Genomic DNA, 26,092 nt, shown 5'->3' on the forward strand with positions numbered 1-26,092 from the left:
TAAAGCTTTTAAGGGTAGAAGTTCAAAAATACTCAGAGAAGAATTTCCAGAACTAAAGAGGCTGCCGTCTTTGTGGACTAGGAGTTACTTTTTTGATACTTCTGGTAAAGTTAGCACATCTAAAGTAATGGATTATATTAATGATCCACATCATGATAGACATTGAATGCAGATAAATCTGCTTGAGTCGGTTTTTCACCCCGGTTTAAAAACACGGGGCTACCAACCTCCCATATTATTTACGTGTGTACTTCATGAGACACACCAAAAGGCTTTATATTCACATTGATGAGGAGATGTCATCACACAAGCCCCCATCTTCCTCACTGACCTCGGAACTGTTCTGGAGATAATTCCGCACCCAATCACAATTGCGCTGTATTAAAGAGTCTAAATCTAAATCCCAGATTTTAATGGTGTTGTCCCCACTCCCAGAAGCCAAGGTTTTGCCGTCGGGGCTGATAATGACGCTCCGAACCCAGCTATTATGCCCCTCCAGGGTGCGGATTAGGTCTCCCCAGTTACGAATTAACGCCTCATGGACTACTTCCACTGTTTCTTGTGCGGTGACGTTACGACTAGTCACCACTAACCGCGCATCTGCCAATTCTTTGACTAACAACCAACTTTCTTCCCCCATTTCTGCTTTCACTGCTATGCGTCTTGTGTCTTCCGCTCCCTCCCCTGGGCGTACTAGTTGAATAAAAATCCGCTGGACTTTTTCTTTTTGTGCTGCTGTCAAGTTGCCATATTTCTCATCTGCATAGCGAGCTAATGCTCCCTCTACTTCCCCAATTGCTTCATAAATGCTGTGAGTTAATTGTTTACCCAGGCGCTGGTTCCACAACTGTGTTAGGGCAAACTCTAGTAATGGTAAATTTCCTGGCTGGTCTGCTACATCATCTAAAATTCTTTCTACTAGTCCCCCCTCAAAGGATACTCCTAATTTCTCAGCCGGTTTGGTAATCACCTGTGTGAGTTCCTCCCGGTTCATGGCGGCAATTTTCAGGTCAGCATTTTGCAAAACATCGGCAAAGGGACGATAGGATAGAGCATTGGCCAGGAAGTCCGCCCGCATGGTGGTGACTAAAACCATCTGGGAACTAGGTTTTGTTAAACTAGCTAGTAGGCAATCTAAAAACTGATGGCGAATTTCTTGCTGGGGACATAGGGTATAAATTTCTTCAAATTGGTCTGCTATGAGTAACACCCGATGAGTCGGGTGGTTCTGCTGAATTTGGGCGAAAACATCGGATAAACTGATGGTGCCTTGTTCTAGGTATGTGGCTAAGGTGCGCCCTTGGGCTATTTTTTCTGTGGCGTTTAATTCTGGGGTATAAAGTGGAACTAATGCTAATGCTAGCTCACGGAATGGCTCCGAACCAGGGCGAAAGTGGGTAAATTGCCAATGACCTTGTTTTTGTAACCTAGGTACTAATCCCGCTAAAACTACTGAGGATTTACCGCTACCTGATGCACCCAGTAAGGGGATAAATTTACGGGTTTGTGTAGCAGTGTACAGTTGTTCAATAAATATTTCCCGCCCAAAGAAAAAATCTGCTTCCTCTGGTCCAAAGTGAAATAAGCCTTGATAGGGACAAGGGAGATGGTCATCATCTGGGCTGGATGGCCTTGGGGGGTTGACTTGTTCTCTGTAGTAGAAGTAGTTGTAAATAACATTATGTTCTCCAACCACAGCACTTTTGACTTCTTGTTCAAAGGGTGAATGATATTGAGAACTTGTTTGATCCACTGAATTACTCGACTTTTAAGTAAATATAGTTAGGTAAATGTATTGTTCTGTGTGTTGTCATCCCCTATTTGCGCCCCCTTCACTTCTCCTTGAAAGACCGTATTATACTTAGATGCTGTCGGTTCTTCAGCTTCTCCCTGGTTCAGTAATTTTTTTGCTAACTCGATAATTTTATCATCCTGCTGTGCACTCAAATTAGTTAACTCTTCTTTGAGTAATTCCTTAAATGCTGGTGATTCTAGCTTTTTCTCGTACTTGTCTATAATATTACTATCATCTTCTTTACCCTGGTCAGCAAACCTCTTTTTAATTAAGGTTTTTAACCCTTCATAGGTATCTCTAACTGCTTTCTCAGCAGTATCTTTACTAGCAGCCACAGCACCGGCGCTTAAAGCAGCAATAATCATAGAAATAGGGTCCATGTTTCATCCTTAATTACTTTTATGGGAGAAAATAGTTAATAACGGAGAATGGGAAGAATGTCAGATATTAATGACTTTAAAGAGTTAACGATTTGGCAAAAAGGCATGGATATCACTGAATGAAAGATGCTATTTCCTAACTAAACTTTTTCCCAAAGATGAGTTATGTGCTATGGTTCAACAAATCAGAAGAAGTGCAGTATTTATTCCAGCTAATATAGCTGAAGGATATGGAGGACGATATAAAGGAGAATATGTAAGATTTCTAAACATAGCCCAAGGGTCAGTTAATGAATTAGAAACCCACCTAATTTTATCAGAGCATGTAGGATTATGCACAGAAAAAGATAATGATTCTTAACTTCTTAAAAGAGGAAAGCCCAATGATTATTAGTATTATTAAAAAAATCGAAAATTAAAATTTTTTCCACCTGTTCCCCATTCCCCATTTTCCGTTCCCTCTTCCCTCAAGTAAAACCGACAATGGATTTTTACCAAGCAATTCGTCCAGTATTGTTTAATGTCATCAAGGCTGACCCAGAGTGGTTACATCAGCAAACTATTAGTACTTTAAGCTGGCTTTCACACACTAGCAACCCTTCTGCTCACTGGGTTAATCAACGTTTACAGCAGTCCTTTTGTCTGCAAGACCCACGCTTAGAACAAAATTTATGGGGGCTAAGGTTTCCCAACCCTTTGGGGTTAGCAGCGGGTTTTGATAAGGATGGGGTGGGGCTAAAAATTTGGTCTAGTCTGGGTTTTGGTTTTGCAGAATTAGGAACTGTGACTTTTGTACCCCAACCAGGAAACCCCCGTCCGCGGTTATTTCGCTTACCATTGGATCAAGCTGCTCTCAATCGCATGGGCTTTAATAATAGTGGTGCTGCAGCAATGGCTACCAGACTAAGCACAGATTACCAAGATTTAGGGCGAACAATTCCCGTAGGGATAAATTTAGGCAAATCCAAGGTGACACCCCTAGAGGAAGCAGCGAAAGACTATCTTGATAGTTTTCGCTTACTCAAGGACTTGGGTGACTATTTTGTGGTTAATGTTTCTTCTCCCAATACTCCAGGGTTGCGATCGCTGCAAGATGCTGTGATGCTCGGTTCTATTTTAGATTTATTACAGCAAGAAAATTCTTCACAAAAGCCTATGCTTGTGAAAATTGCACCAGATTTAGAATGGGAAGCCATTGACGATATTATTACCTTAGCCAAAACTTACCAACTAGCAGGAATTATTGCCACCAACACAACTATCCGACGTGAAGGATTGAAAACTCAAGTAATTGACCAAACAGGTAAATCACCCCAGGAAGAACCAGGTGGAATTAGCGGTGCGCCATTACGCCAGCGCTCTACAGAAGTAATTCGGTTTATTTGGCAGCAAACCCAAGGTAAAATCCCCATTATTGGTGTTGGTGGCATTTTTACCCCTGAAGACGCTTGGGAAAAAATCACTGCTGGTGCAAGTTTAATACAAGTATATACAGGGTGGATTTACCAAGGCCCGATGATGGTACGCCGAATTCTTGCAGGTTTACTTTTACAACTGGAAAAAAATCAGTTCAATTCCATCACGGAAGCCCTAGGTAGGGACGTAAAAAAATAATTTTTAGTCTTCTTCCACCGGAAAAAACTCCTTAGTTTTTTCTGAGTACATCCAGGCGATACCATCAGGGTCTTTGTTACGACACCACTCTGAAAAATCTGGGTCATTACGGCGTTTGTACACTGTGCTGGAATAAACATTTAGCCGCTTGGCTAGTTCTGACTGAATCAGAGAACCAAAAAGTAACTGCTGTTCTAGGGATTGCTTAACCTTCTGGTGGGGTGGTGGTGGTGCTTCGCTTTGGGGTGCTGACTCCACAGGCTGGGGTGGTGGTGGTGCTAAAAGAGATTGCTTTTGCCACTGTGCTTCCCCCAATGTCGCAGTTGTATTCAATGGTTGAGTAGAAAGTTCTTCCGGCGGTTCACTGCTATCAAAGATATCCCCAAGAGTACTGGCAGTTATAAAGTAATAAACCTCACCTCCTTCTTGTGTCTTCTGGATATAACCACCAAATTCATTAGCCTTAGCATCTAAGTACCGTTTTGCCGTTGTTCCAGACAAATAGCCTTTCATGGCTAAATCCATGGGGGTAATCTTACCTTGATTTTCCCGAATCATTTCATGGAAAACGGGATCAACTTGCCCACACCACTTTTGCCATTGGTATTGTTGCCAAAGTTGAAAAATAATCACTAGCACCAAGACTGCCAGTAAAACTTTCCACGTAGCAACCAGGAAAATGATCAAAAACGAGATTGGCAAAATTAAAACGAGAAAACCTTTTCCGTTGCTTTCGATTATTTTTTCGCTCATGCCGATTATTGCCAATTGGAATTTTTGGAAAATAATACTATTATCTTGGCAAAAATTTGCACATTTTTTTGTATCCTTTGGCAAAGTTACAGCAAAATCACCGAAAAAAACAAGGGGGGGGGAAATACCGCTACCTATTGTTACATTCTTTCCCCTTATCCCCTCGGCAAAAAACTATCCTTGCAACTGACACAGCAATAAACCAAACCACTCATTAGCATCAGTCCATACTTGGAGTGGTACTAAACCCTGTGCAGTAAGTTGCTGTGTCATGGTGTTGAGTTGAAATTTACGAGAAATTTCAGTGCGGATAGTTTCCCCCGGAGCAAAATTAACCTGAACATTGAGAGCGCCTAATTCCACGGTCTGCCATTGCAAACTGCGTAAATGCATTTCTATTTGATGGTCTGTTTCGTTATAAAACGCCCAGTGTTCAAACTGCGTCGTGTCAAAATTACCGTCAAATCGGCGATTGAGATGTGTCAAAATATTGAGGTTAAAGGTTGCCGTCACACCTTGGCTATCGTTATAAGCTGGTTCCAAGATATGTTTTGGCTTTTGTAAATCTATGCCCAACAAGAAATATTCACCTACTTGCAGAGAATTTGTAATTTCAGACAAAAAGACATTACACTCTTCGGGGTGCAGATTACCTAAAGTACTGCCGATAAAAACAATGATCCGACTGGGTAATTGGGATGGTAGGATTTTTCCAAGGGCCAATTCATAAGTCCCTGCAAGAGCATGAACTTCCAAAGAAGGATAATCTGCCAACAGCTGCCTAGCACTACTTTCTAATATCCCCGCACTCACATCAATGGGTACATACACCATGGGGTAGCCTAGTTGCTGGTACGCATCTAGTATAATTCTGGTTTTGGTGGAGCTACCACTACCCAATTCTACCAACTCACAAGGTCCGGTGATTCTGGCAATTTCACCGGCGCACTGCTGTAAAATTTTCGTTTCTGTACGTGTTACGTAATATTCTGGTAATTCACAAATTTGCTCAAACAGCTCAGACCCAAGATCATCATAAAAGTACCAGGGAGTCAGGGTTTTGGGTGTTGCAGTTAATCCCTTAATCACATCAGTTCCAGCACCAGACCTAACCATTTCATCCGTTGCAGTCAAACCCTGGATTTGCAAGCGTTCTTTAATGCTTTTTGGGTAACTAATTTTGCTGCTAGAAGCTTTGTATATCGACATTCAACCTCCATCGTGTATTGTTACACCAATTTTTAATTGGTCATTAACAAAGAAAACATCCATCGCCTTCTTGAGACGAATAAACTTGACTTTAGCCAGTGAAACACATAGCCAGATATCATAACATCACGTCTGAGCTAGGTTAATCAAGTTTTCAACCAATCTCTAAGGATTTTCTCATGGAAACCTCTTTGAATATTTTTTTTACTCTTGACTAGCAGCACAGCGAAACCCTGCGAAAATTTGGTTGACCCTGGGATAATACCAGTTACGAAAACTAGTACGTAATCCCCAAGGAAGTGTAGCCCAACTCCCGCCTTTTAAAACACGGTGCTTGCGGTCAAAATAAACTTGGGAATAACCCATGTAAGGGTAGCTCTGGAAACCAGAGTAACCATGAAAATACGTAGCAGTCCATTCCCAAACATTACCTAGAGTGTCGTATAAACCATAGGCACTTTGTCCGGCTGGGTAGGCATCCACTGGTGTAGTATCACCAATCAAGCCACCGCAATTACACCGTTGGGATGTTGGTAATTCATCCCCCCAAGCATAGATGCGATGACTATGAGCTTGAGCATCCCAACTTGCCGCTTTTTCCCACTCAGCCTCTGTAGGTAGCCGTTTACCCACAAATCGGGAATATGCTTCTGCTTCATAGCAACTCACCCCACAAACTGGATGATTATCCCTCTGGGGATGACCAGACCAGTAAAGTGGTTTAATCACCTGGTGGGTTTGTCGCCATTGCCATCCAGCTTCTGACCACCACTGAGGATTGTCGTAGCCTCCAGCCTCCATAAATAAACGATACTGTCCACAAGTCACGGGATATCGGTCAATATAATAGGCATCTAAATATACTTTATGTGCAGGGCGCTCATTATCCAAAGCAGATATATGGTCATTTCCCTGTTCAAATTCACCAGATGGGATGAGAATCATCTCGCTGATATTGCTGGGTAAGGACACAGAACCAATATTTGCCCCGGTCCCTTGGGTATTCCCTTGTTTCCACTTAATCAATTCCAGCACCAAGCTAATAATTTCACAGTGTTGACTTTCGTGCTGAACTAAAAAGCGCCACAGAAGTTCTTCTTGTTCAATATCAACGATTTCTAGACGCTGCAATACCTGCTGTCTAATTGTATTCAGGTGATTAAGTGTTTGCTCTAGAGAAGGTAACTGGACACGTTTTGATTTAGGTAAACCATCAGCTGCATATAACTTGCGATATTGTGGGAACCCACAAGGTAAACCCGCGCTGTGTTCTAGTAACCATAAAGACTCTGTATAACCAATATGTCCTAGATGCCATCCCACGGGACTAAAATCACCATGAGGCTGACTACAAAATGTAGATTCATCCATACCCTGAAAGAGGTTTTGGGTTTTGAGGCGACATTCCACCAAGGCATTAAAAATAGCTTCTTTGACGCTAGATTGATTTAATCTGGATATCACGGTCTTCTCCCACACTGATAATGCTATTTTCTGGACAAGCAGTCCAATTACCAGTAAATAACGGTTCAGAAGCAATAATCACAGATTGAGGAAATTTTAGGTCATCTTTGAGCCAATACAGCGATGGCCCAGGGGTAGTGCTAGAAAAGCGCGAAGCAATTAAACCATGACCATCACTAAAGACTATGTTGGCGCAAACTCTGACTTCATGGAGTTTTGCCATTTGTAATAAAATCACTAGGGTATTGTGTAAAGCATCTTCTGCAAATATCTGTTGATTGATTTCACCCTGAGACAGTAGCAGGGCGAAAATATGCTCTGAATCAGTACTACCATTAATGTAGTCGTAACAGTCAGGAGTTAATTGATTACGGATTTTTCGGTATAGTGATGGGCGGAAGTTCTCAATATATCCGTTGTGAATAAATAGCTGTTGTTCGTGGTGGAAGGGCTGACAATTGGCAAAATCTAAAGCTTGTCCCGGTGTGGCGCTGCGAACATAACCTAGTATACATTGAGATTCCACATAACGGCTCAGATGAGGCAGGTTTAAATCGTTCCAGATGGGTAGGGTATTTTTGTAGGTAAATGGGGGGGTATGTTTTTGGTGATGATACCAACCTATACCAAAGCCATCAGCATTTACAACCCCAGAGGTCATTTCTCGGGGTTGGTAACTCTGAACTATTAAGGAATGTTCAGGTTTATATAGTATATCTTCTAGGGTGACGGGTTGACCCAGGTAGGCAAGTAAGCGGCACATAGGGTAAATTTACTGTATAACAGCTAATTTTGCTCTATTTTATCCCGTCGGTTAGAGAAGTTCCGCCGAAAAGTATCTACCGATGTACATTAATGTGCATTGTGCTATTTACTATCTACTCAGCTGATAAAGTCGCGAATTAATTAAACGCCAAAGTTCACCAATGACAAGCACTATGGATGTGCCCCCAACTACACCCACCCAGTCCATGAAAGACAAAGGTATTGTTCTAAATATGCTACCACCAAACTGAATAATCAATATCTGTCCCACAAAAATAGTGATAGCGATGGCCACAAATGCTTTATTCTTACACCACCCCGTAAAGGCGGACTGACTTAATCCCAAGCATCGAGCATTAAACAAGTTCCAGAATTGTAACATTACAAATACAGCGAAGAACACAGAAAGCTCATAAGCAGTAATATTTCCATCTTCACGGATGTGATATAAAAAGCCAATGGAAAAAATTAAGAAACCTAACCCCGTAGCTAAAATATTCTTTGCCATTGCAGTATTGACAATAAACGCTTCTGGATGACGAGGAGCTTGCTTCATAACCATCCCATTAGGTGGTTCTGTAGCCAAAGCCAAAGCTGCAAAAGTATCCATAATCAAATTCACCCATAGCATTTGAGTGACAGTTAGAGGTAAGGCTACGCCAATAAATGGTCCAAGTAAAGCAATTCCCAAGGCGACAACGTTAATGGTTAATTGAAACACAATGAAACGTTGGATATTCTGATAAAGTGAACGCCCCCAAACAATCGCATTGACAATACTGCGGAAAGAGTCATCCAGCAAAATAATGTCGCTTGCTTCTTTAGCGATCGCTGTTCCGCTACCCATCGCTAAACCTACTTGAGCTTGCTTAAGTCAACATTACCTGGTATCTACCTATTCACAGAACCAGGAATTAATCCCAGAGCATAGCCTAAAGTAAGTCCAACTGAGAAAATAACTAGTCTGATTGAAATGCGATCGCAGCCAAGGTGTTACTTCCGCTCAAGCCAAACATCTGGGCTTGAGTCAACAATTTAACAATAGTTTTGTGGTTTTTGCCCAGTTGGGAACAGTGGTATTTGTCAAACTTGAAACTCCGTTAACCTAAAAGTATGGATATTCTAGTTTCAACCATTACATACTATTTATGACAAAGGTCTGTTGGGGTTTCTTGGGTCAGGGTTAAACCGTGATAGACCTTTTCAATAAAGTTCCATGGCCGGACTCCTCTTAGAAGTCGGTGATATTTTGGGACTAATAGCGAATCCGTGGGTCAATATAGGCGTTGAGAATGTCAATTAATATGCTCGCAGTAACCACAATTGCCCCAAAAAATACTAATATTCCCTGAACTGTGGGATAATCACGGTCAGAAATAGCTTGATAGAGACGATTTGCTAAACCAGGCCAGGAAAATGTTACCTCGGTTAAAATTGCACCTCCCAGCAGAGAAGCAAAAGTCAATCCTAACACTGTAATTACTGGGATGAGGGCATTTTTTAGGGCATGGGAAACTAAAATTTTATTTTCATTAATTCCTCTAGCTCTAGCGGCTTCCACATAGTCTGCTTTGAGAGTTTGTTTAAGATTTACCCGAACAATGCGCTCAAAAATGCCACTGAGCAATATTCCCAAGGTCAGACTCGGTAGAGTTAAATGGTGCAAAGATATGAAAAACTGAGTAAAATTACCGATGAGCAAACTATCTATAGTATATAGCCCAGTGATAGACACAGGACTGGGGAGATGAGGAGGAAAACGGTTGGAAGTAGGAAACCAACCTAATTGTACAGAAAAAATCAACTGTAACAGCATTCCCGCCCAAAACATCGGCAGTGCGTAAGTAATAATACCGAATAATCGACCACCAATATCAAAGTAAGTACCCGGACGAGAAGCAGAAAGAGTCCCGGCGACAATACCTACAATCAGCGCCACCGTCATACTGCATACCGCTAACTCCACAGTGGCGGGGAAATATTGCCCAATAATTTCCCACACATCCTGTCCCCGACTAGTTATGGAAGTTCCTAAATCAAAGCGCAGTAAATTAAGTAAATAATTCCCATACTGTAACCACAAAGGAAGATTTAAACCCAGCTGTTGGCGTAACTCCTCCTTAGCAGCTTCCGGCGCACGTCCCCCCAGAATTGCATCTGCTGGGTCTCCCGGCGCAGCTCGAAGTAATAAAAAAACAATAGTAATAATAGTTAATAGTTGCAGGGGTGCGAGCAGTAACCGAGAAGCGATGTAATATTTTAAAGCCTGAGAACGAGACATATTTTCATCTGTAATTGTTAAGAAGATATTTAATAGCCGGGTTAGCCCAGCTATATAAATCAGTTCATATCAGCTAAAACGATGATGGGGTGGGCATACTGACGGACATAATCACAAATCACCCTTTTATTGCTTGCTGATAGTTTGATAAACTAAGTTTTGGGTAGGGTCAAGTTGAACATTATTCACACCCTTGTGAGCAAATATATAATCTTTGGTTTGCCATAAAGGAATATAAGGCACATCATTAGCCACTTGCTTTTGAATCTCTATCAAAACTTGCTCACGGGCTGTGGGATTTTGCTCTTGGCGTTGTTGAGCAATTAATGTATTCATAGCCTCGCTGTAGTAAAATGAACCCTGATTTTTACTACCTCCATCTTGGCAGCCTTGAGCATTAGACCCTACTTGACAAGATAAAAATGGCTGCACATAATTATCCGGGTCTAAAAAGTCTGGATACCAATCAACCAAAGCTGCCGGATATATCCCCTTAGAAATATCTTTAAAGAATGTAGCACTTTCTACAGTACTAATTTCTATTTGCAGTAATCCGCCCATTTTTTCGTCAGCCAGAGATTTAAGTGTTTGTGCTGCCAAGCTGCGGTTAGCTGAACTAGAAGGATACCAAATTTGTACTTTGGCGGGATTTTCTGGAGAGAAACCAGCACTTGTTAATAATTCTTTAGCCTGATCAAAGTTAGCATCCCCATATTTATCCTTAAAAAATGGCTGGGAAACATTGAAAGTAGTGGGAATCATGCTATAAAGCGGTTCTCCTTGACCAAATAAAACCCGTTCATTAATTAGTGAACGGTCGATCATCGCCGCCATCGCTCCTCGCACTTCTGGTTGATCTAAAGGTTGCTGATTTCGGTTTAACACCATATAAGTTACAACACTACCCTCAGCAGTAATTGTTTGCCAATCTCCTTTTTTCCCCCCTGCTTCTAAGGTGCGAATTTGATCTGGTTGTAGAGACAGATAAGCTACATCCACTGCACCTGTACGGAAAGCATTAAACAAATTCACTGGACTTGTCTGTATTTGCACATTTACGCCTTGATTAGCTGGTTTTTTCCCCCAATATTTATCAAATACATCCAATTTCAATGAATCTGTACCATACTCCGCTAATTGGTAAGGGCCAGTCCCCACAAAAATATTCGGCTCAAATTTGCCAACACCAATTTGGTAAGCTGTGGGTGATAATGCACAGGCACCAGAAAATGCTAACAGTGAAGTAAATGCGGCAAATGGTTTTTTTAAGCGGATTGTTAACTCGTATTCATCTGTAGCTTGCACTACATCCACTGTATCCGATAATAAAAATGAGGGTTTTCCCTTATTCTCAATAAATCGCTGAATACTAAACTCCATTGCTTTGGCGTTAAAAGGAGTTTGATCATGAAAAACAACTCCCTGACGTAAGGGAATAGTGTAAGTTAAACCATCAGCGCTAATTTTCGGTAATGCTGTAGCTAATTGGGGTTTAATCTCCGTACTACCTGGTTCATAGCTGTAAAGGCGGTCTCCCATATTAGACACCAACCACAGGGAAGGCAACTCATAGGTATCTGCTGGATCAAGGGTTCTTGGTTTTAGTGTTGTACCTAAAGTAATTCGATTATCACTTTTACCAGATGATAAAGTTGCTGTCTGCTGGGGAGGAGCGCAGCTCACAGCTAAAAGTACGCATAAACAAAACAATGATAAAAATTTTGCTACCCTACTCCATTGTCTTGCAGTGAAGGAAAACCAAGTCATAGTCTTAGATACTCGATTTTTGAATTGAGCAGTCAACAACTATACTATATTATTTGACTTTTAAATTATTTTTAAGTAAATATACGTTTATATAAATTATTCAGTTAAAATTAACACTATTTTATACACATTGCCACGGACTCACATTTGCCGAAGAGCAAAATAATTACAGCACTGTACAAATTAATCAAGTACAAGTTTCAAGATGATAAACCTTGTGGGGCTTGGGGATACCCAGTTCTATGTGATGTTGTCTACCTCACTGAGATGTAATTGGCTAACTGAAAAGGCCAACAAAAGTATAAAAGTATAAAAGTATAAAAGTATAAAAAGTACAAAAAGTATAAATTTTGCCTTTTAACTTGTTCAACAATCCCCTAGGTTCTAACCTGCCATGACAAGCTAGAAAATTGATCACGGTAATTTGTAGTTACATAATACTAAAATTTCTATGCCATCGCATCTAACTAAACCCTTGCAAACCAGTCCACAATATAGTTACACTTTTTAAAACATTCTCATTTTTCCTTGGCAATTGTGTGGACAGCCAAAAAGTTGCTAACTCAAAAGTAGCCTTTGCCCCTGCCCAAACGTTTCAGAAGCGTTTACGAGGTTCCCAAAAAACCAGGGAGGAATTTTCATCTAGAAAATCTCTCGGCAGTTATACAGGCCATGGCTACTATGTAAAGTACAGCAACCAAGCCTGTGCAAACACATTACCAAAGTGGCCACAACGTCTGATTTATCAAGACTAATTTGTGGTTAAATTCAGAATACTAGCAATAAAAAAAACTCAGAGAGTTCACTGAATGGCGATAAAACAGTGCTATAGGAGGATGGACTCCACCCAAGCAACTGGGAACCTTAACAAGTTCCATCCCTCAGAACCTCAGTAAAAAAATTGCTTTGTAAACATAATTCATCGAGGAGGAGCGTAGTCGATGGGACTACCCTGGTACCGAGTACACACAGTCGTTCTGAATGATCCAGGTCGGTTGATTTCTGTACACTTGATGCACACAGCCTTAGTTGCAGGCTGGGCTGGTTCAATGGCACTGTACGAACTAGCTATTTTTGACCCCAGTGATCCAGTTCTTAACCCCATGTGGCGGCAAGGAATGTTCGTCCTGCCCTTCATGGCACGTTTAGGCGTTACAGAATCATGGGGTGGTTGGAGTATTACTGGTGGTCCAGCAAGGGATCCTGGTTTCTGGTCTTTTGAAGGTGTAGCTGCGGCTCACATCATTCTTTCTGGTTTATTATTCCTAGCTGCGGTGTGGCACTGGGTTTACTGGGATTTGGAACTCTTTAGAGATCCTCGTACTGGTGAACCTGCTCTAGACTTGCCAAAAATGTTTGGCATTCACTTGTTCTTATCCGGTTTACTTTGTTTTGGCTTTGGTGCTTTTCACCTCACCGGGCTATTTGGTCCTGGTATGTGGGTTTCTGATGCCTACGGAGTCACTGGTAGCATTCAGCCAGTAGCACCAGAATGGGGTCCGGCTGGGTTCAACCCATTTAACCCCGGTGGCGTTGTCGCTCACCACATCGCCGCAGGGGTAGTTGGCATTATCGCTGGTTTATTCCACCTTACAGTGAGACCCCCGGAACGCCTATACAAGGCTCTGCGGATGGGGAACATTGAAACAGTACTTTCTAGCAGTATTGCTGCGGTATTCTTCGCGGCTTTCGTTGTTGCTGGTACTATGTGGTACGGTAACGCCACTACCCCTATTGAACTGTTTGGACCTACTCGCTATCAGTGGGATCAGGGTTACTTCACTCAAGAAATTGAGCGTCGCGTACAAACTCAGCTAGCTGAAGGTGCAACTCTTTCAGAAGCTTGGGCATCAATTCCCGAAAAACTCGCTTTCTATGATTATGTCGGCAATAGCCCCGCTAAAGGTGGTCTATTCCGTACTGGTCCCATGGTCAAGGGTGATGGTATTGCCCAATCTTGGCAAGGTCACGCTGTATTCACAGATAGTGAAGGCAGAGAATTGACCGTACGCCGTCTACCCAACTTCTTTGAAACTTTCCCAGTCATCTTGACCGATGCTGACGGAGTTGTCCGCGCTGATATTCCTTTCCGTCGCGCAGAATCAAGGTACAGTTTTGAACAAACTGGTGTTACTGTCAGTTTCTATGGTGGTGACCTGGATGGTCAAACCTTTACAGATCCCGCCGATGTGAAGAAATATGCCCGTAAGGCTCAAGGTGGAGAAATCTTTGATTTTGACCGTGAAACCTTGAACTCTGATGGTGTATTCCGCACTAGCCCGAGAGGTTGGTTTACCTTTGGACACGCTGTATTTGCTCTACTATTCTTCTTTGGTCATATCTGGCATGGTGCTCGGACAATCTACCGAGACGTATTTGCTGGTGTTGAAGCCGATCTAGAAGAGCAAGTTGAGTGGGGTCTGTTCCAGAAAGTGGGTGATAAAACTACCCGCCGGAAGGAAGCTCTCTAAATTTTTCGGGATTGGGGATTGGGTACTGGGAAATACTTTTTCTCACACCCCGCCCCCAAAACCTAATCTCATAGACTGATAAACTATCATTACTAGCTGGTTAGGCAGGAGCTTTTAATATGGAAAGCGTTGCGTATATCTTGATTTTTGCTTTGGCATTAGGAGTTCTTTTCTTTTCCATTGCATTCCGGGAACCTCCCCGCATTGAAAAGAAAGAAGAAAAATAGACTGCTCTTAATATACATTTAAGAGCATTTAAACTTGTTATCCGCTGTTACTATTGGTCGTAGCAGCGGATATTTACATTAGTCAATACCTGGGAGGCATATTGACTGAAAAAAAATCTATAATAATTCATGGCATATGTGATAGAATGTTATATCTGGAAGTTAATATGTTTTAGTACTAGCTTTTATGCACTGGGACAAAAAACGACGTAGGCATAACTACCTGCGCCCTAGTGCCTTGGATATACATCACTCCTATGCCACAACCTTTACGGAGACTAGAACCAGGAACAAATCAGCATGGTCAATCAGAACTTAACCGCTACAGAAATTGGATTTACTCACGAAGATTTCGCTGCTCTACTTGACAAGTATGACTATCACTTCAGCCCTGGGGATATTGTACCAGGCACAGTTTTCAGTATAGAGCCGCGCGGCGCTCTGATTGACATAGGTGCTAAAACAGCAGCCTACATACCCATACAAGAAATGTCTATTAACCGGGTTGATGCCCCGGAAGAAGTTTTACAATCCAATGAAACCAGGGAATTTTTCATCCTTACTGATGAAAACGAAGATGGTCAGCTCACCCTTTCCATTCGTCGCATTGAATACATGCGTGCTTGGGAGCGCGTACGTCAGCTGCAAGCAGAAGATGCTACTGTTCGTTCCGGTGTGTTTGCTACCAACCGTGGCGGTGCATTGGTAAGAATTGAAGGATTACGTGGGTTTATCCCCGGCTCACACATTAGCACCCGGAAACCTAAGGAAGAATTGGTAGGGGAAGAACTGCCATTGAAATTCCTGGAAGTAGATGAAGAACGTAACCGCTTAGTTCTATCTCATCGTCGCGCGTTAGTTGAGCGCAAGATGAACCGCCTAGAAGTAGGGGAAGTTGTAATTGGTACAGTTCGGGGTATTAAACCATACGGTGCTTTTATAGATATTGGTGGTGTAAGCGGATTACTGCACATTTCAGAAATTTCTCACGAGCATATTGATACACCTCATAGCGTGTTCAATGTCAATGATGAAGTTAAAGTCATGATCATTGATTTGGACGCAGAAAGGGGTCGGATTTCCTTGTCTACCAAGCAACTGGAACCCGAACCTGGTGATATGATTAAAAACCGTGATTTGGTTTATGATAAAGCCGAAGAAATGGCAGCTAAGTATCGCGAGCAGATGTTAGCTAAACAGCAAGGTATTACTCTCACACCTACAGAAGCTGAAGAAGTTGTAGGTGCGGAAGAAGCAGTAGAAGCAACAACTGAAGAAGAAATCCCAGTGGTAACGGAAACTCAAGAAGAGGTATCGGCTGAAACTACAGATGTGGTAGAAACTCCAGCAGCAACCGAAGAAATATCAGCTGTAGTCGAAGCAACTTCCGCAGCAACTGTGACTGAAGAAGAAATTCCAGCTGCTGTTGAACAGGAAGGTTAAGCACAGTTTCGCTACATTTGCTGCATTTAATTAAATCCACAGCCAAGTTCTTAATTGAGGCTAATCAGGTTGTGGTTTGAATTGTTTGTAACTAACACAATTAAACTATTAATTAAAGAGGGAAAAACCCTCTTTTTTGTGGCGAATTCGTCTAAACTCCAGTTTTAACGCTATCGTGTGAGTTTTTACCTTATTGGGATGAAATATTTTGGTAACTATTAAATGTAGAAACATCAGCTTTTCTGATATCCAGGCGATTTTTTTTGACAAAAATGGTACATTGGAGGACTCTGAAGCCTACTTGCGATCGCTTGGACAAAAAAGTGCCCGCATCATAGACGCTCAAATTCCTGGAATTGGCGAACCTTTATTAATGGCCTTCGGCATAAATGGCGATATCTTAGACCCAGCAGGTTTAATTTCCGTAGCCAGTCGCCGTGAAACCGAAATTGCCGCAGCTGCATATATTGCCGAAACTGGGAGAGGATGGTTTGAGTCTTTAAAAATAGCTCGTCAAGCCTTAGACGAAGCCGAAAAATACCTCAGTAGCAGTCCTGCACCACTATTTACAGGGAGTTTAAATTTGTTGAAATCCTTGTCAATGGCAGGAATGAAACTTGGTATAATTTCAGCGGCAACCACAGCGGAAGTTAATGATTTTGTAGCACGACACCAATTAAGTGATTACATCCAGCTTAAAAAAGGAGTGGATGACGGACCTAGTAAACCAGATCCAGTGTTGTTTTTACAGGCTTGTCAAGCTTTGGGGGTAGAACCAACTAACACATTGATGGTAGGAGATGCTGTTGGTGATATGCAAATGGCACGTCACGCCCAAGCTGCAGGTTGTATTGGTATTACTTGGGTGGGTAAGTTAGATCACGTTGAAGGTGCGGATGTAGTGATTAATCAACTGGATGAGATTGTAATTTTGGCATCTTGATTAAACCTTTCGGGATTTGCAAATTGTCGTTTTAAAAAAGTTATCACCACTCTAAGCTGGTTTAGCAAAAATTGTTAGCAATACAGGCCCTAGTAAATAGTGATGACTCACAGATAACAATCCAGCCGATGAACCCAAAATTTCCCGTTGTTGAGAGCTATATAATCTAATCCCACGAGGAGAAATTGGTAATAGTTGGGTTCCTGTCTGTTGTTTAGTTGTGATGTCTACTAAGTAAAAGTGCCCCCCAGGAGTAAGCACCCGCTTTACTTCAGTGAGGACTTGTTCAGGTTGCAAATAGTGTAGAAAGCTAATAGTACTAAAAACCGCATCAAACTGACCTTCAGCAAATGGTAAACATTCCGCCTTACCCTCAATATAAATTAAACGTGGATGGTGGCGATTACTCATTCTTGCTATTCGTAACATTTCTGAAGATAAATCTAATCCAGTGCCACGGACATGGGGAAATTTAGTTGTCAGGCGGTTAAGTAGTCGTCCAGTACCACAGCCCATATCAAGTATATTGGCTCGTTCTGGTAAATTCACATACTCCAGCAACCGCTGATGGATAGCTTGATAAATTACTGAAGGAAAAAGCCAGTCATAGGTCCGAGCCCATGTGTCAAAAAGGAGCTTTTTGCTCCTGAGAAAGTTAAAGGTCATTGATCAATAATTTCTGGTGGTCTTCTGAGTCAAGGTTAACTTAAAGGTATTGGGATGAACAGTTCGTCCCAATTTTCAACTGTACTTCTTTGAGATTTTGGCAATTATCTTGATCCTAGGGAAAACTCATTTAAATATTGGTTAGTTGTATTAGGATGCAAACAGTGGAATCTACACGACAAAATACCAGACTCAGATTATAATGACCTATTTAGAAACAGCAGCGCAGTTTTACAGTGAAGTTGCACAAGAACCCCAAGTGGGGCTTTGTTGCGTTCAAAGTACACCCCTCCAACTACCAGGACTGAAAATTCCTCTCCCTATGCAGGAAATGAATTATGGTTGTGGTACTACTGTTCACCATAGTGAACTTTTCAATCAACCCACCGTGTTGTATGTCGGTGTTGGCGGTGGGTTAGAAGCACTGCAATTCGCTTATTTTTCTCGTTATCCAGGTGCTGTAATTGCCATTGAGCCCGTTGCAGCTATGGGAGCCGCCGCCGCACGCAACCTAGAAATTGCTGCTGCGGAAAATCCCTGGTTTGACACTAGTTTTGTAGAAATTCGCGAAGGTGATGCCTTTAATCTACCAGTGGCTGAGGCTAGCGTCGATATTGTAGCTCAGAATTGCCTTTTCAATATTTTTGAGCCAGAAGACTTAAACCGTGCTTTAACAGAAGCGTATAGGGTATTAAAACCAGGTGGACGCTTGCAGATGAGCGATCCAATTGCCACTTGTCCAATTCCTGCACATTTAAAACAAGATGAGCGACTACGTGCTATGTGCTTATCAGGGGCACTTACTTATGAAGAATACATTCAATCTATTATTAATGCTGGTTTTGGTCAAATTGAAATTCGCGCCCGTCGTCCTTATCGTCTCCTAGATACTCAGACTTACAACTTAGAAAAACATCTTCTCTTAGAAAGCCTCGATTCTGTTGCTTTCAAAGTTGATATTCCCGAAGATGGCGCTTGTATATTCACAGGTAAGACAGCAATTTATGCTGGTGCAGAATCTTCTTTTGATGATCAAGCAGGACATGTACTTATGCGTGGTATTCCCGCAGCAGTGTGTGATAAAACTGCGGCTAAACTGGCAAGTTTACACCCGGATGAAATCATGATTACCCCTTCAACCTGGCACTATAGCGGTGGTGGTTGCTGCTAACTTTTAACTGCCCAAAAAATGTTAGTCTTCAGTTTATTTTGGACTACGTTTTTTTAGCTTATTCTCATGGAGCTAAGGACAATTTTAAAGGTGTAGCAAGTCTAATTGGTAGCGGGACGACCAGCTACCAAAGAGCGATTTTTGGGCTATTTTCACAACTTTTGCTGGTGCAGTCAGCTCGGCTTTCTGGGGAAGTAAATTAGTAGAAATATTTACGACACAAGGTATATTTCCTGATGCCATCGCTAATAGATTGTTACAATCATAAAAGTTATTCGGTAATATTAGCAAAAATCAAAACAGAACTATTAAATAATGCCAACTACAGAAACATTATTCAAGGATAAACTGATTTCTTCTTTGACCAAAAAAAGCATTTCTGTTTTACAAATTAATTTGGGTAAACGGTGTAATCTTGCCTGTACACACTGTCATGTGGAAGCTAGTCCTAAACGAACAGAAGAACTATCTTCAGAAATTTGTCAACAGTTAATTACTTTAATTCACCGATTTCCAGAAATTAAGATTGTAGATTTAACTGGTGGCGCACCAGAAATGAATTATGGATTTAAGCCATTGGTAGAGGCAGCAAGAGACGCGGGTAAACAGGTAATTGTCAGATCTAATTTGACTATTTATTTTCAAGATAGATTTGGCGATTTACCAGCATATTTTGCTAAACACAAAGTCAAAGTTGTAGCTTCCATGCCCTGCTACCTAGCAGATAATGTTGATAAAATGCGCGGAAGTGGTGTTTTCAATGCTTCCATTAAAGCCTTGCAATGGCTGAATCAACTCGGTTATGGCAAGAAATCTGATTTAACGTTGGACTTGGTGTATAACCCGCCGTTACCCACAAGTGAAAAGTTTTCCTTAGCCCCTGAACAAACTAAGCTAGAGCGAGACTACAAAATATTCTTGCAAAAACATTTTGATATTGTGTTTAATAACTTGTTCACCATTACTAATTTGCCCATTGGCAGAACTAAAATTTATTTGGAACGTAAAAATCTGTATGGAAAGTATTTGCAGTTTTTAGAGTCACATTTTAATTACAGTACAATTGAACATTTAATGTGTCTTAATCAACTGTCAATCGATTATCTGGGTAATGTGTATGATTGCGATTTTAACCAAATGATGAATTTGCCAGCCAAAACCCGCAATGGTGAATTAGTGACAGTTGCCAAATTGCTGGAATTTGGCAGTTTAGATTTAATTAATCAGATTCAAACCGCTAACTATTGCTATGGTTGTACGGCTGGATGTGGTTCTAGCTGCAGTGGTGCTTTGCTGTGAGGTCATGGTAGCGCAATTCCAGAAAAAATTTTTTCCGTTACCAAAACTGTTACGAGTGTTCTGCCACTTTGGCATTAGCTTATGATGATACTTAGTTAAGCTCCTCACACTACACCAAAAGCCGTGCAACCTAATGTTGTATGGCTTTTTATTTTGTACGGAGTCGATTTCCTGAACAGCTTTTTGACTGTTACTTTGTGGTAAACTGTGATTTTTTTCTGGTGCTATTGGGAATCAGGTACAGCAAAGGTTCAATTAGCTTGAATGCTAATAATCCCATCCCATAACTAGTCCAGGAGGTACAACCATTTCAGATCCTACCACAGATGCCATGGCTGCTCATTTAATGTACTATGCTGTAATATTGCTAAGTATTCTCTACTAACCCTGAGAAACCGCCACCATCACAACAAACCTTTCAAGGCAGGTTATTTTAGATTAAATCGCCGACTTTAAGTTAGAATTTCAATGCTAACTCAATTATTAAGGTTAATTTTAAATTTCCACACGGCTTGTACAGTGTTTACGGATATTTGAGAAATTTTCCTTGAATTCAATCAATCAATACTAAACTAGCCTTGACATCTTGGTTTTTTCATCGTTACCACCGAAATTCAGTCTTATCTGCCGCGGAACAAGATTCCCGACAATTCCAAATTCGTACGGCTACACCCGATGATTTGACTGGTATTGCCCATATTATTGCCGAAAGCTTTCACGGACATGATGGTTTTTGGGGATGGGCTTTTCCCTTCATACGTTTGGGTATTTACGAAGACCTGAAACATCGCCTGTCATCACCTGCGCCAAATCATGTTTGTTTAATTGCTATTGACACTACTACTGCTTCCACTCCCACCTTAGTGGGAACTGTGGAATTGAGTGTGCGCTTCCATGATTCCTGGGTAAAGACCGGTAAGAGTTTTCCTTATCTCTCTAATTTAGCTGTTCACCCCAAATACCGCCGACATGGTGTTGCTTCACACCTCCTGATCAGCTGTGAAAGGTTCTGCCATGATTGGGGATTTCATGACTTATATCTCCACGTCTTGGAAAATAACCATCAGGCACGGCAACTTTATTTCAAACTGGGATATAAGGTGCATCAGTTAGAATCCCATTGGAATATATTTTTCCTCGGATCATCCCGGCAAATATTGTTGCATAAACATCTGAGTGGCAAAATACACTAAATTATGAGAAAACCCAGGCAGCCAAGGCCAGGGAGATAAAGTATCGGAACGTGGGGAAGATACTTTATTGTGCTTTAGGCGGTGGATGTAGGGGAGGGCAAAGGTTCCTTAGGGGCAGTCCATCAGGTAGTGTCATAATGTCTTTGTTCTTCAATATATTTTTTAACAGTCTCGCCGCTAACATTGCCGACACTAGAGGCAAAATAAGAGCTTGTCCCTAGACTAGGTAATTTTAGTAAATGGGGGAACTCTTGTCCAAGTAGGCGAGAGGTTCTCTTAGTTACTCTGAAACTTAATTGGGAGTTTTTTGTCATTGACTACGTAAAAATACTTATTGCTCAAAGTCATATCTGAGTAAACCTTGCAAATTTACGTAAAAAAAGTTAAAAATAATTAGTGTTTCTACTGAAGCACAAAAACTGCCTGAATAGTTGTTGAGTTGATCAGAAAGGAAATTAACTGGATAAATCTCAAAAAAATTTATTCTTTCCTCAAAAGTATGCCCAGAGGAAAACTTCAGCATACTTAGCTTTCAAAACATTGACTCTAGGGGATTTGCTCTATACAAAAATAGCCCAACCACATGTATTTTATGGTGATCCGATTTAATTCGTGAGTTTTTTGTCGAAGTAGGCAACAGGAAACAGTGAACATTGAACGGGGAAGAAGGCTTTCAGTATGTACGGAGTTCTGTATAGCTATGTCACCCAAGCTATCAAAAACCAAATAGGAGTTCTATATTTAGACATAATATGTTATGTAAATTTGATCAGGCTAGTAAATGGCAATTACTTGAAAATATCAAGAATAGACAAAATAAAAGAACCGTAAAATTAACCTTAATCTAATCCTCATGGCTCATACTAAATTTGTATTTAGTAATTGAGCTTTATAAAAACTTTAAAAAAAATTACTTGTTTTTAGACGACAAATTTAGCTAAATCCCATAGAATATGATCAATTATTACTAATCAAATGCTGTTTTTTGGTATTTTAGCCATACTAACCACTAGGCTTTCGTGAGGAATAAATTATCAAAAAACATTAAAAATTTGATTCGTTTTCACTGAGTTCCCCCTTGAAGTACATACCACGACCCAATTATTTGCAAGTTCGAGAAAACATGGATAGCGAAAGCTACCAACGGTATCAAGCTACTATGGTATCAACTGACTACCCTCACACTATTTTCCTAAACCATCTTGTGATGACAGATGGAACTGAGCATTCAGACAGCTCAGATATTCTGACACTTTTGCACAGTGGAAAGGTTTTCGTTGTTAATAGTCGTAAGCGCAATGGCTTAATACTCTTTAAACGCTATCATGCAGAATTTGCAGGGCCTGGTGCAGCCGTTGGCGGGAATTATGATCGTGATTGCGAAAGAGTACTACCCATAGGTAATTTGTCTTTATTAATTCCTGAAACTTATGAGGAACGGGAGAAGGCCTACTTAATTAGGCGACAGTGGATTCGGTTAATCAAGCAAATTACCGAAAACCAGCCTCCTCAGCAGCGAATCCAAAAAATTTTAGATCAATTTGAACAATACTTTCCGCCGGAAACCGTGGCTCAAATGCCTGATATTGTCTTTGCCCTGTTAGTGGGGGTGTTTCCTCAAACGGTAGGAATGGTAAGGCGTTTGGGTAATGACTGGAATGACAAATTTAGCTATTGAGTCCAACAATTGTGCCCGTGGATAAATCTGGGGATCAACTTCAAAATTCTAGATTTGCTAACCCAGCTTGTATCCGATTTACGGTGCGGATGTTTTCCTCTGATGTACCAATAGTAATTCGTAAGCCTCCGCTAATTTCCCGTACAAGAGTGCCGGAAGTCTTGAGTTTTTGATGAAGATTTGTTAAAGAAGCGTTCTGTGTGTCAGAGTTATTTGCTAAAAGACGTAGGAAAATAAAGTTAGCAGCACTTTTTGCCACTCGTAATTTGGGATGCTGGGATAAAACTTTAATCAGTTTGTCTCTTTCATCTAGGGTTGGAGAAATTGATTCCAGCAAAAGTTGGCTATTTTCCATAGCTGCTAATGCCCCAGCGATGGAGAAGCTAGGGAGATTATAAGGTAAGCGGACTTTTTCTAAAATGGCGATCGCCTGTGGATGAGCCACACAATATCCTACACGCAGAGCTGCCAACCGGAAAGCTTTAGAAAAAGTGCGTAGAATCACCCAGTTAGGACGCTGTGTTAATTCACTAACTAAGGTAGTCTGGCTAAATTCAAAATAAGCTTCATCAATTACCACTAAAATATCCTCGCCCAAACTTCTTAACCATGACAATTCTGCCCCAGTTAAACAGTTACCAGTGGGGGAATTAGGATGCACAACAAAGACCACGCGAATGGGGGGATTTTGAGTTTGTTCTAAGGCACATTGGGCAGCTTTTAAGTCAATTTCAAAATTATCTTTATTTCTATCCACTGTCACCACAGGAATACCCAAAGTTTTCGCCAAAATTCCATACATTGAGAAAGTGGGATTAGCTACTAAAATCGCACCTTCTCCTTTCAAACAAGTGGCGATTAATAAAGAGCGAATTAGTTCATCTGAACCATTGCCTAGAGAAATATTGACCCCGGTAAACACAGACGGTGAGAGTGATGCTGACTGATTGACATATTGAGCGATGGCATCCTTCAGGGTTTCATGTCCACCGTCAGGATAACGATTGGTTTCAATGGCTTGCTGATAAGTCCAAGCTAGCTTTTCTTTTAGCTCTGATGGCAAATCATAGGGGCTTTCATTCGTATCCAGCCGATCTAACTGTAGGGGAACTGCTGCGGCTGTATCACTGCTAGGGTGAGGTTTATAAGCGTTAAATTGGGCTAAGTCTGAACGGATAAAGGAAAGCATATTATTTAATTCGTAATTCGTAATGCGTAATTTTTCTTTGAGAAACTCAAGTTAATTAGTTTTATATTGTAGAGCTTTAAGGAAACTGGCAGAATCGGTGAAAGTGATCACCATCCCAGTTTTTGATAGGGAATTGTGAATGTTAAATGTGTGGAAGTTACTTCAAGGTCACCAATTCTTCTGGGGATCAGGGATGAATACCCACAGTAGTGTCGAACTCCTGCTTCTTTGCAGCCATTTTCACTTCCATGACCGCACCTTGGATGATGACACCAAAATTATCACCAATTATATGAATAACCAGTACTCTCCGTGTTGGCATCCACCAGCAATTTGATTATTATTCGCTTTTACTGACCAGTTAAAGTATAGTACAAAGGACGAAAGAAAGTACGATACATTTTGACCACAGGGCCATAATCAAACTACAAATATGCCCCCATAAAAAATACTCCCAGGGCTTCTGGTGGTTATCAAACCCCCATTGAGCCAGATATCCCCAAGATAGGAAATGGGGCTCAAACTGAAGCACCAGGAGAAGATCATGTTGCAGTGAGTCTCAATCAAGGAACTGAATGGCATTAATCTGTGGGAATTGTGCCATAGTCCCAAAGCGATGGCCATTTTAATTACCATTTAAGTGCGATTGCCTCCAGCACTGCCCTCCGCGCCATCGCTTAGGTGATGATTTTAAATCACAGACGCTTCCCTTTGGCAATCAAAAACCACAGTGAAGGAAGCATTAGGTATTAACTGGTTTAAGTGCTGCATATAACCTTCTGCATCAGAACGACTGCGGAAACGAGCCACAATTTCGTGTTGTGTATCAGGAAGTAAACGAGCGATTGCCCAAGAATTGAGACGTGTTTTATAGGCGATTGCTTGAGTTTCTGAGTTAGTAGTTTTGTGGTCAGTATGTTGTGGCATGATTGATCTGAATTTTGTGATTTTTGTTAACAGCTTTACAGAGTCTTGTGCCAGGGGTGAGCAAACGCATTTTTTATCTGCTGCCACTTTGTTATTCCATTATTTTTAGATTGTCAATACTGTTTGCTATATTTTAGACCTGATAAGTGAAAATTTTTTATTAGCCACGCACATCAAAGCTTTAATTTGCGACAAATGTTTGATGGAGTGAAGTTTGAAGTATGTCAATATTTCAATTATATCTTTCTTCCTTCTGCCTTCTGCCCTCTCCCCTCTGCCTTCTCCCAACCAATATCAGCAAAAGTTGGCAATAACCAAGTTATGTTTCATAAAATACCCATTCTTTCAAGGTGCTGACATTGAGCGAGACTAGCAACTTCATAGACTAATTCATCCAAATTGACTGGCTTGCATAAGTGTGCTTGAAAACCCGAAGCGAATGCATATATTCGGTCTTCTTCTCTAGCAAAACCTGTTAAAGCAATAGCGGGAATCTGTTTTCCTTGTGCTGCCATTAAACTTCTAACTTTGTGGAGCAAAGAATAGCCTGATTCATCCGGTAGAGATATATCGCTAATTAAAATATCAGGTTTAAATTGAGGTATGACATTTATAGCCTCACTTGCCGAAGGAACAGCTGTGACCTTAGCTCCTTCCAATTCAAAAAGGATATTTAAAATTTGCCTTGTGTCAGGGTCGTCGTCAACAATGAGCAAGCGTAAACCTTGAACTGAAATGGATTGAGTATACATTAAATCTTATCCTCGTGTAGCTGTGACACCCTGAGTAGAACTCACATTCACAGGGCAAACAAGTTTTGAAAACGCAACTCAATTGAGCAGGAAAAGAATAAACGA

The 26,092-nt window shown here is 41.1% G+C and carries 26 protein-coding genes and 1 pseudogene; 11 read left to right on the plus strand and 16 right to left on the minus strand.

From position 1 onward, the window contains the following. The coding region (locus tag NWP25_RS01155; protein WP_280698782.1) for a transposase at positions 1-166 on the plus strand (166 nt) is incomplete at its 5' end. Between the two features lie 114 nt (positions 167-280). Here NWP25_RS01155 and NWP25_RS01160 read toward each other — a convergent pair. Together NWP25_RS01160 and NWP25_RS01165 are read right to left on the minus strand one after the other, a co-directional pair. Then, positions 281-1,753 (minus strand): WD40 repeat domain-containing protein, encoded by a 1,473-nt coding sequence (locus NWP25_RS01160; protein WP_280698721.1) that lies wholly within the window; start codon positions 1,751-1,753, stop codon positions 281-283. A 29-nt stretch (positions 1,754-1,782) separates the two neighbouring features. Beyond that, positions 1,783-2,160: a hypothetical protein gene (locus NWP25_RS01165; protein WP_280650930.1), complete on the minus strand. Its 378-nt coding sequence runs from the start codon at positions 2,158-2,160 to the stop codon at positions 1,783-1,785. A gap of 130 nt (positions 2,161-2,290) precedes the next feature. On the opposite strand from NWP25_RS01165, the gene NWP25_RS01170 reads away from it, so the two are divergent. Next, positions 2,291-2,536, plus strand: coding sequence for a four helix bundle protein (locus NWP25_RS01170; RefSeq protein ID WP_280650932.1), 246 nt, complete (start codon positions 2,291-2,293; stop codon positions 2,534-2,536). A 122-nt stretch (positions 2,537-2,658) separates the two neighbouring features. Next, positions 2,659-3,789 (plus strand): quinone-dependent dihydroorotate dehydrogenase, encoded by a 1,131-nt coding sequence (locus tag NWP25_RS01175; protein ID WP_280650929.1) that lies wholly within the window; start codon positions 2,659-2,661, stop codon positions 3,787-3,789. A 3-nt stretch (positions 3,790-3,792) separates the two neighbouring features. On the opposite strand, the gene NWP25_RS01180 is transcribed toward NWP25_RS01175, so the two are convergent. The 7 genes from NWP25_RS01180 to NWP25_RS01210 form a co-directional block, all read right to left on the minus strand. After that, positions 3,793-4,542: a hypothetical protein gene (locus NWP25_RS01180; protein ID WP_280650928.1), complete on the minus strand. Its 750-nt coding sequence runs from the start codon at positions 4,540-4,542 to the stop codon at positions 3,793-3,795. A gap of 174 nt (positions 4,543-4,716) precedes the next feature. Then, on the minus strand, positions 4,717-5,751 hold the full coding sequence (gene egtD, locus NWP25_RS01185; RefSeq protein ID WP_280698724.1) for an L-histidine N(alpha)-methyltransferase: 1,035 nt from the start codon (positions 5,749-5,751) through the stop codon (positions 4,717-4,719). A gap of 204 nt (positions 5,752-5,955) precedes the next feature. Further along, positions 5,956-7,215, minus strand: coding sequence for an ergothioneine biosynthesis protein EgtB (gene egtB, locus NWP25_RS01190; RefSeq protein ID WP_280698726.1), 1,260 nt, complete (start codon positions 7,213-7,215; stop codon positions 5,956-5,958). Continuing rightward, positions 7,190-7,978 carry an ergothioneine biosynthesis protein EgtC gene (gene egtC, locus NWP25_RS01195; RefSeq protein ID WP_280698728.1) on the minus strand — a complete coding sequence of 263 codons (789 nt, stop codon included), beginning with the start codon at positions 7,976-7,978 and terminating at the stop codon, positions 7,190-7,192. Before egtC ends, egtB begins: the two co-directional genes overlap by 26 nt. A gap of 111 nt (positions 7,979-8,089) precedes the next feature. Then, positions 8,090-8,827, minus strand: a complete 738-nt coding sequence (locus NWP25_RS01200) for a cation transporting ATPase C-terminal domain-containing protein (protein ID WP_280698730.1) — start codon at positions 8,825-8,827, stop codon at positions 8,090-8,092. 408 nt (positions 8,828-9,235) lie between these two features. Then, positions 9,236-10,261 carry an ABC transporter permease gene (locus NWP25_RS01205; protein ID WP_280650911.1) on the minus strand — a complete coding sequence of 342 codons (1,026 nt, stop codon included), beginning with the start codon at positions 10,259-10,261 and terminating at the stop codon, positions 9,236-9,238. A 126-nt stretch (positions 10,262-10,387) separates the two neighbouring features. Continuing rightward, positions 10,388-12,028, minus strand: a complete 1,641-nt coding sequence (locus NWP25_RS01210) for an ABC transporter substrate-binding protein (RefSeq protein ID WP_280698732.1) — start codon at positions 12,026-12,028, stop codon at positions 10,388-10,390. A 941-nt stretch (positions 12,029-12,969) separates the two neighbouring features. Here NWP25_RS01210 and psbB point away from each other — a divergent pair. From psbB to NWP25_RS01230, 4 genes are all read left to right on the plus strand, one after another. Beyond that, positions 12,970-14,499: a photosystem II chlorophyll-binding protein CP47 gene (psbB, locus tag NWP25_RS01215; RefSeq protein WP_280650909.1), complete on the plus strand. Its 1,530-nt coding sequence runs from the start codon at positions 12,970-12,972 to the stop codon at positions 14,497-14,499. 119 nt (positions 14,500-14,618) lie between these two features. Beyond that, the gene (locus NWP25_RS01220; protein ID WP_280650908.1) at positions 14,619-14,726 is read left to right on the plus strand and encodes a photosystem II reaction center protein T; all 108 of its coding nucleotides are present in this window, start codon (positions 14,619-14,621) and stop codon (positions 14,724-14,726) included. Positions 14,727-15,026: 300 nt separating this feature from the next. Continuing rightward, positions 15,027-16,169, plus strand: coding sequence for a 30S ribosomal protein S1 (locus NWP25_RS01225; protein ID WP_280650907.1), 1,143 nt, complete (start codon positions 15,027-15,029; stop codon positions 16,167-16,169). Between the two features lie 208 nt (positions 16,170-16,377). Beyond that, entirely contained in the window at positions 16,378-17,112 is a 735-nt protein-coding gene (locus NWP25_RS01230; RefSeq protein WP_280650906.1) for an HAD family hydrolase, read from the plus strand. Positions 17,113-17,163: 51 nt separating this feature from the next. Here NWP25_RS01230 and NWP25_RS01235 read toward each other — a convergent pair whose 3' ends face one another. Then, complete coding sequence (locus NWP25_RS01235) at positions 17,164-17,778, minus strand: class I SAM-dependent methyltransferase (RefSeq protein WP_280650905.1); 615 nt, start codon at positions 17,776-17,778, stop codon at positions 17,164-17,166. A 202-nt stretch (positions 17,779-17,980) separates the two neighbouring features. Between NWP25_RS01235 and arsM the strand changes: the two genes are divergently transcribed. Beyond that, positions 17,981-18,949 (plus strand): arsenosugar biosynthesis arsenite methyltransferase ArsM, encoded by a 969-nt coding sequence (gene arsM, locus NWP25_RS01240; RefSeq protein WP_280650904.1) that lies wholly within the window; start codon positions 17,981-17,983, stop codon positions 18,947-18,949. A gap of 84 nt (positions 18,950-19,033) precedes the next feature. On the opposite strand, the gene NWP25_RS01245 is transcribed toward arsM, so the two are convergent. Continuing rightward, on the minus strand, positions 19,034-19,192 hold the full coding sequence (locus tag NWP25_RS01245) for a hypothetical protein (RefSeq protein WP_280650903.1): 159 nt from the start codon (positions 19,190-19,192) through the stop codon (positions 19,034-19,036). A gap of 72 nt (positions 19,193-19,264) precedes the next feature. On the opposite strand from NWP25_RS01245, the gene arsS reads away from it, so the two are divergent. After that, positions 19,265-20,248: an arsenosugar biosynthesis radical SAM (seleno)protein ArsS gene (gene arsS / locus NWP25_RS01250; protein ID WP_280657698.1), complete on the plus strand. Its 984-nt coding sequence runs from the start codon at positions 19,265-19,267 to the stop codon at positions 20,246-20,248. Between the two features lie 578 nt (positions 20,249-20,826). Beyond that, a complete protein-coding gene (locus NWP25_RS01255) occupies positions 20,827-21,441 on the plus strand; it encodes a GNAT family N-acetyltransferase (RefSeq protein WP_280652493.1) in 615 nt (204 codons plus the stop codon). A gap of 122 nt (positions 21,442-21,563) precedes the next feature. Here NWP25_RS01255 and NWP25_RS01260 read toward each other — a convergent pair. After that, a pseudogene (locus NWP25_RS01260) lies at positions 21,564-21,716 on the minus strand (transposase); the annotation flags it as partial. A gap of 848 nt (positions 21,717-22,564) precedes the next feature. On the opposite strand from NWP25_RS01260, the gene NWP25_RS01265 reads away from it, so the two are divergent. Continuing rightward, complete coding sequence (locus NWP25_RS01265) at positions 22,565-23,119, plus strand: hypothetical protein (RefSeq protein WP_280652492.1); 555 nt, start codon at positions 22,565-22,567, stop codon at positions 23,117-23,119. Positions 23,120-23,159: 40 nt separating this feature from the next. On the opposite strand, the gene NWP25_RS01270 is transcribed toward NWP25_RS01265, so the two are convergent. The 4 genes from NWP25_RS01270 to NWP25_RS01285 all read right to left on the minus strand — a co-directional run bounded on the left by NWP25_RS01270 (position 23,160) and on the right by NWP25_RS01285 (position 25,987). Beyond that, complete coding sequence (locus tag NWP25_RS01270) at positions 23,160-24,308, minus strand: histidinol-phosphate transaminase (protein WP_280652491.1); 1,149 nt, start codon at positions 24,306-24,308, stop codon at positions 23,160-23,162. 187 nt (positions 24,309-24,495) lie between these two features. Then, the gene (locus tag NWP25_RS01275; RefSeq protein ID WP_280652490.1) at positions 24,496-24,630 is read right to left on the minus strand and encodes a hypothetical protein; all 135 of its coding nucleotides are present in this window, start codon (positions 24,628-24,630) and stop codon (positions 24,496-24,498) included. 368 nt (positions 24,631-24,998) lie between these two features. After that, positions 24,999-25,235 carry a hypothetical protein gene (locus tag NWP25_RS01280; RefSeq protein ID WP_280652489.1) on the minus strand — a complete coding sequence of 79 codons (237 nt, stop codon included), beginning with the start codon at positions 25,233-25,235 and terminating at the stop codon, positions 24,999-25,001. Positions 25,236-25,561: 326 nt separating this feature from the next. Next, a complete protein-coding gene (locus NWP25_RS01285) occupies positions 25,562-25,987 on the minus strand; it encodes a response regulator (protein ID WP_280652488.1) in 426 nt (141 codons plus the stop codon). Positions 25,988-26,092: the final 105 nt, after the last annotated feature.

The organism is Umezakia ovalisporum Ak1311 (assembly GCF_029891685.1).
GTDB classification, from domain to species: Bacteria; Cyanobacteriota; Cyanobacteriia; order Cyanobacteriales; family Nostocaceae; genus Umezakia; species Umezakia ovalisporum.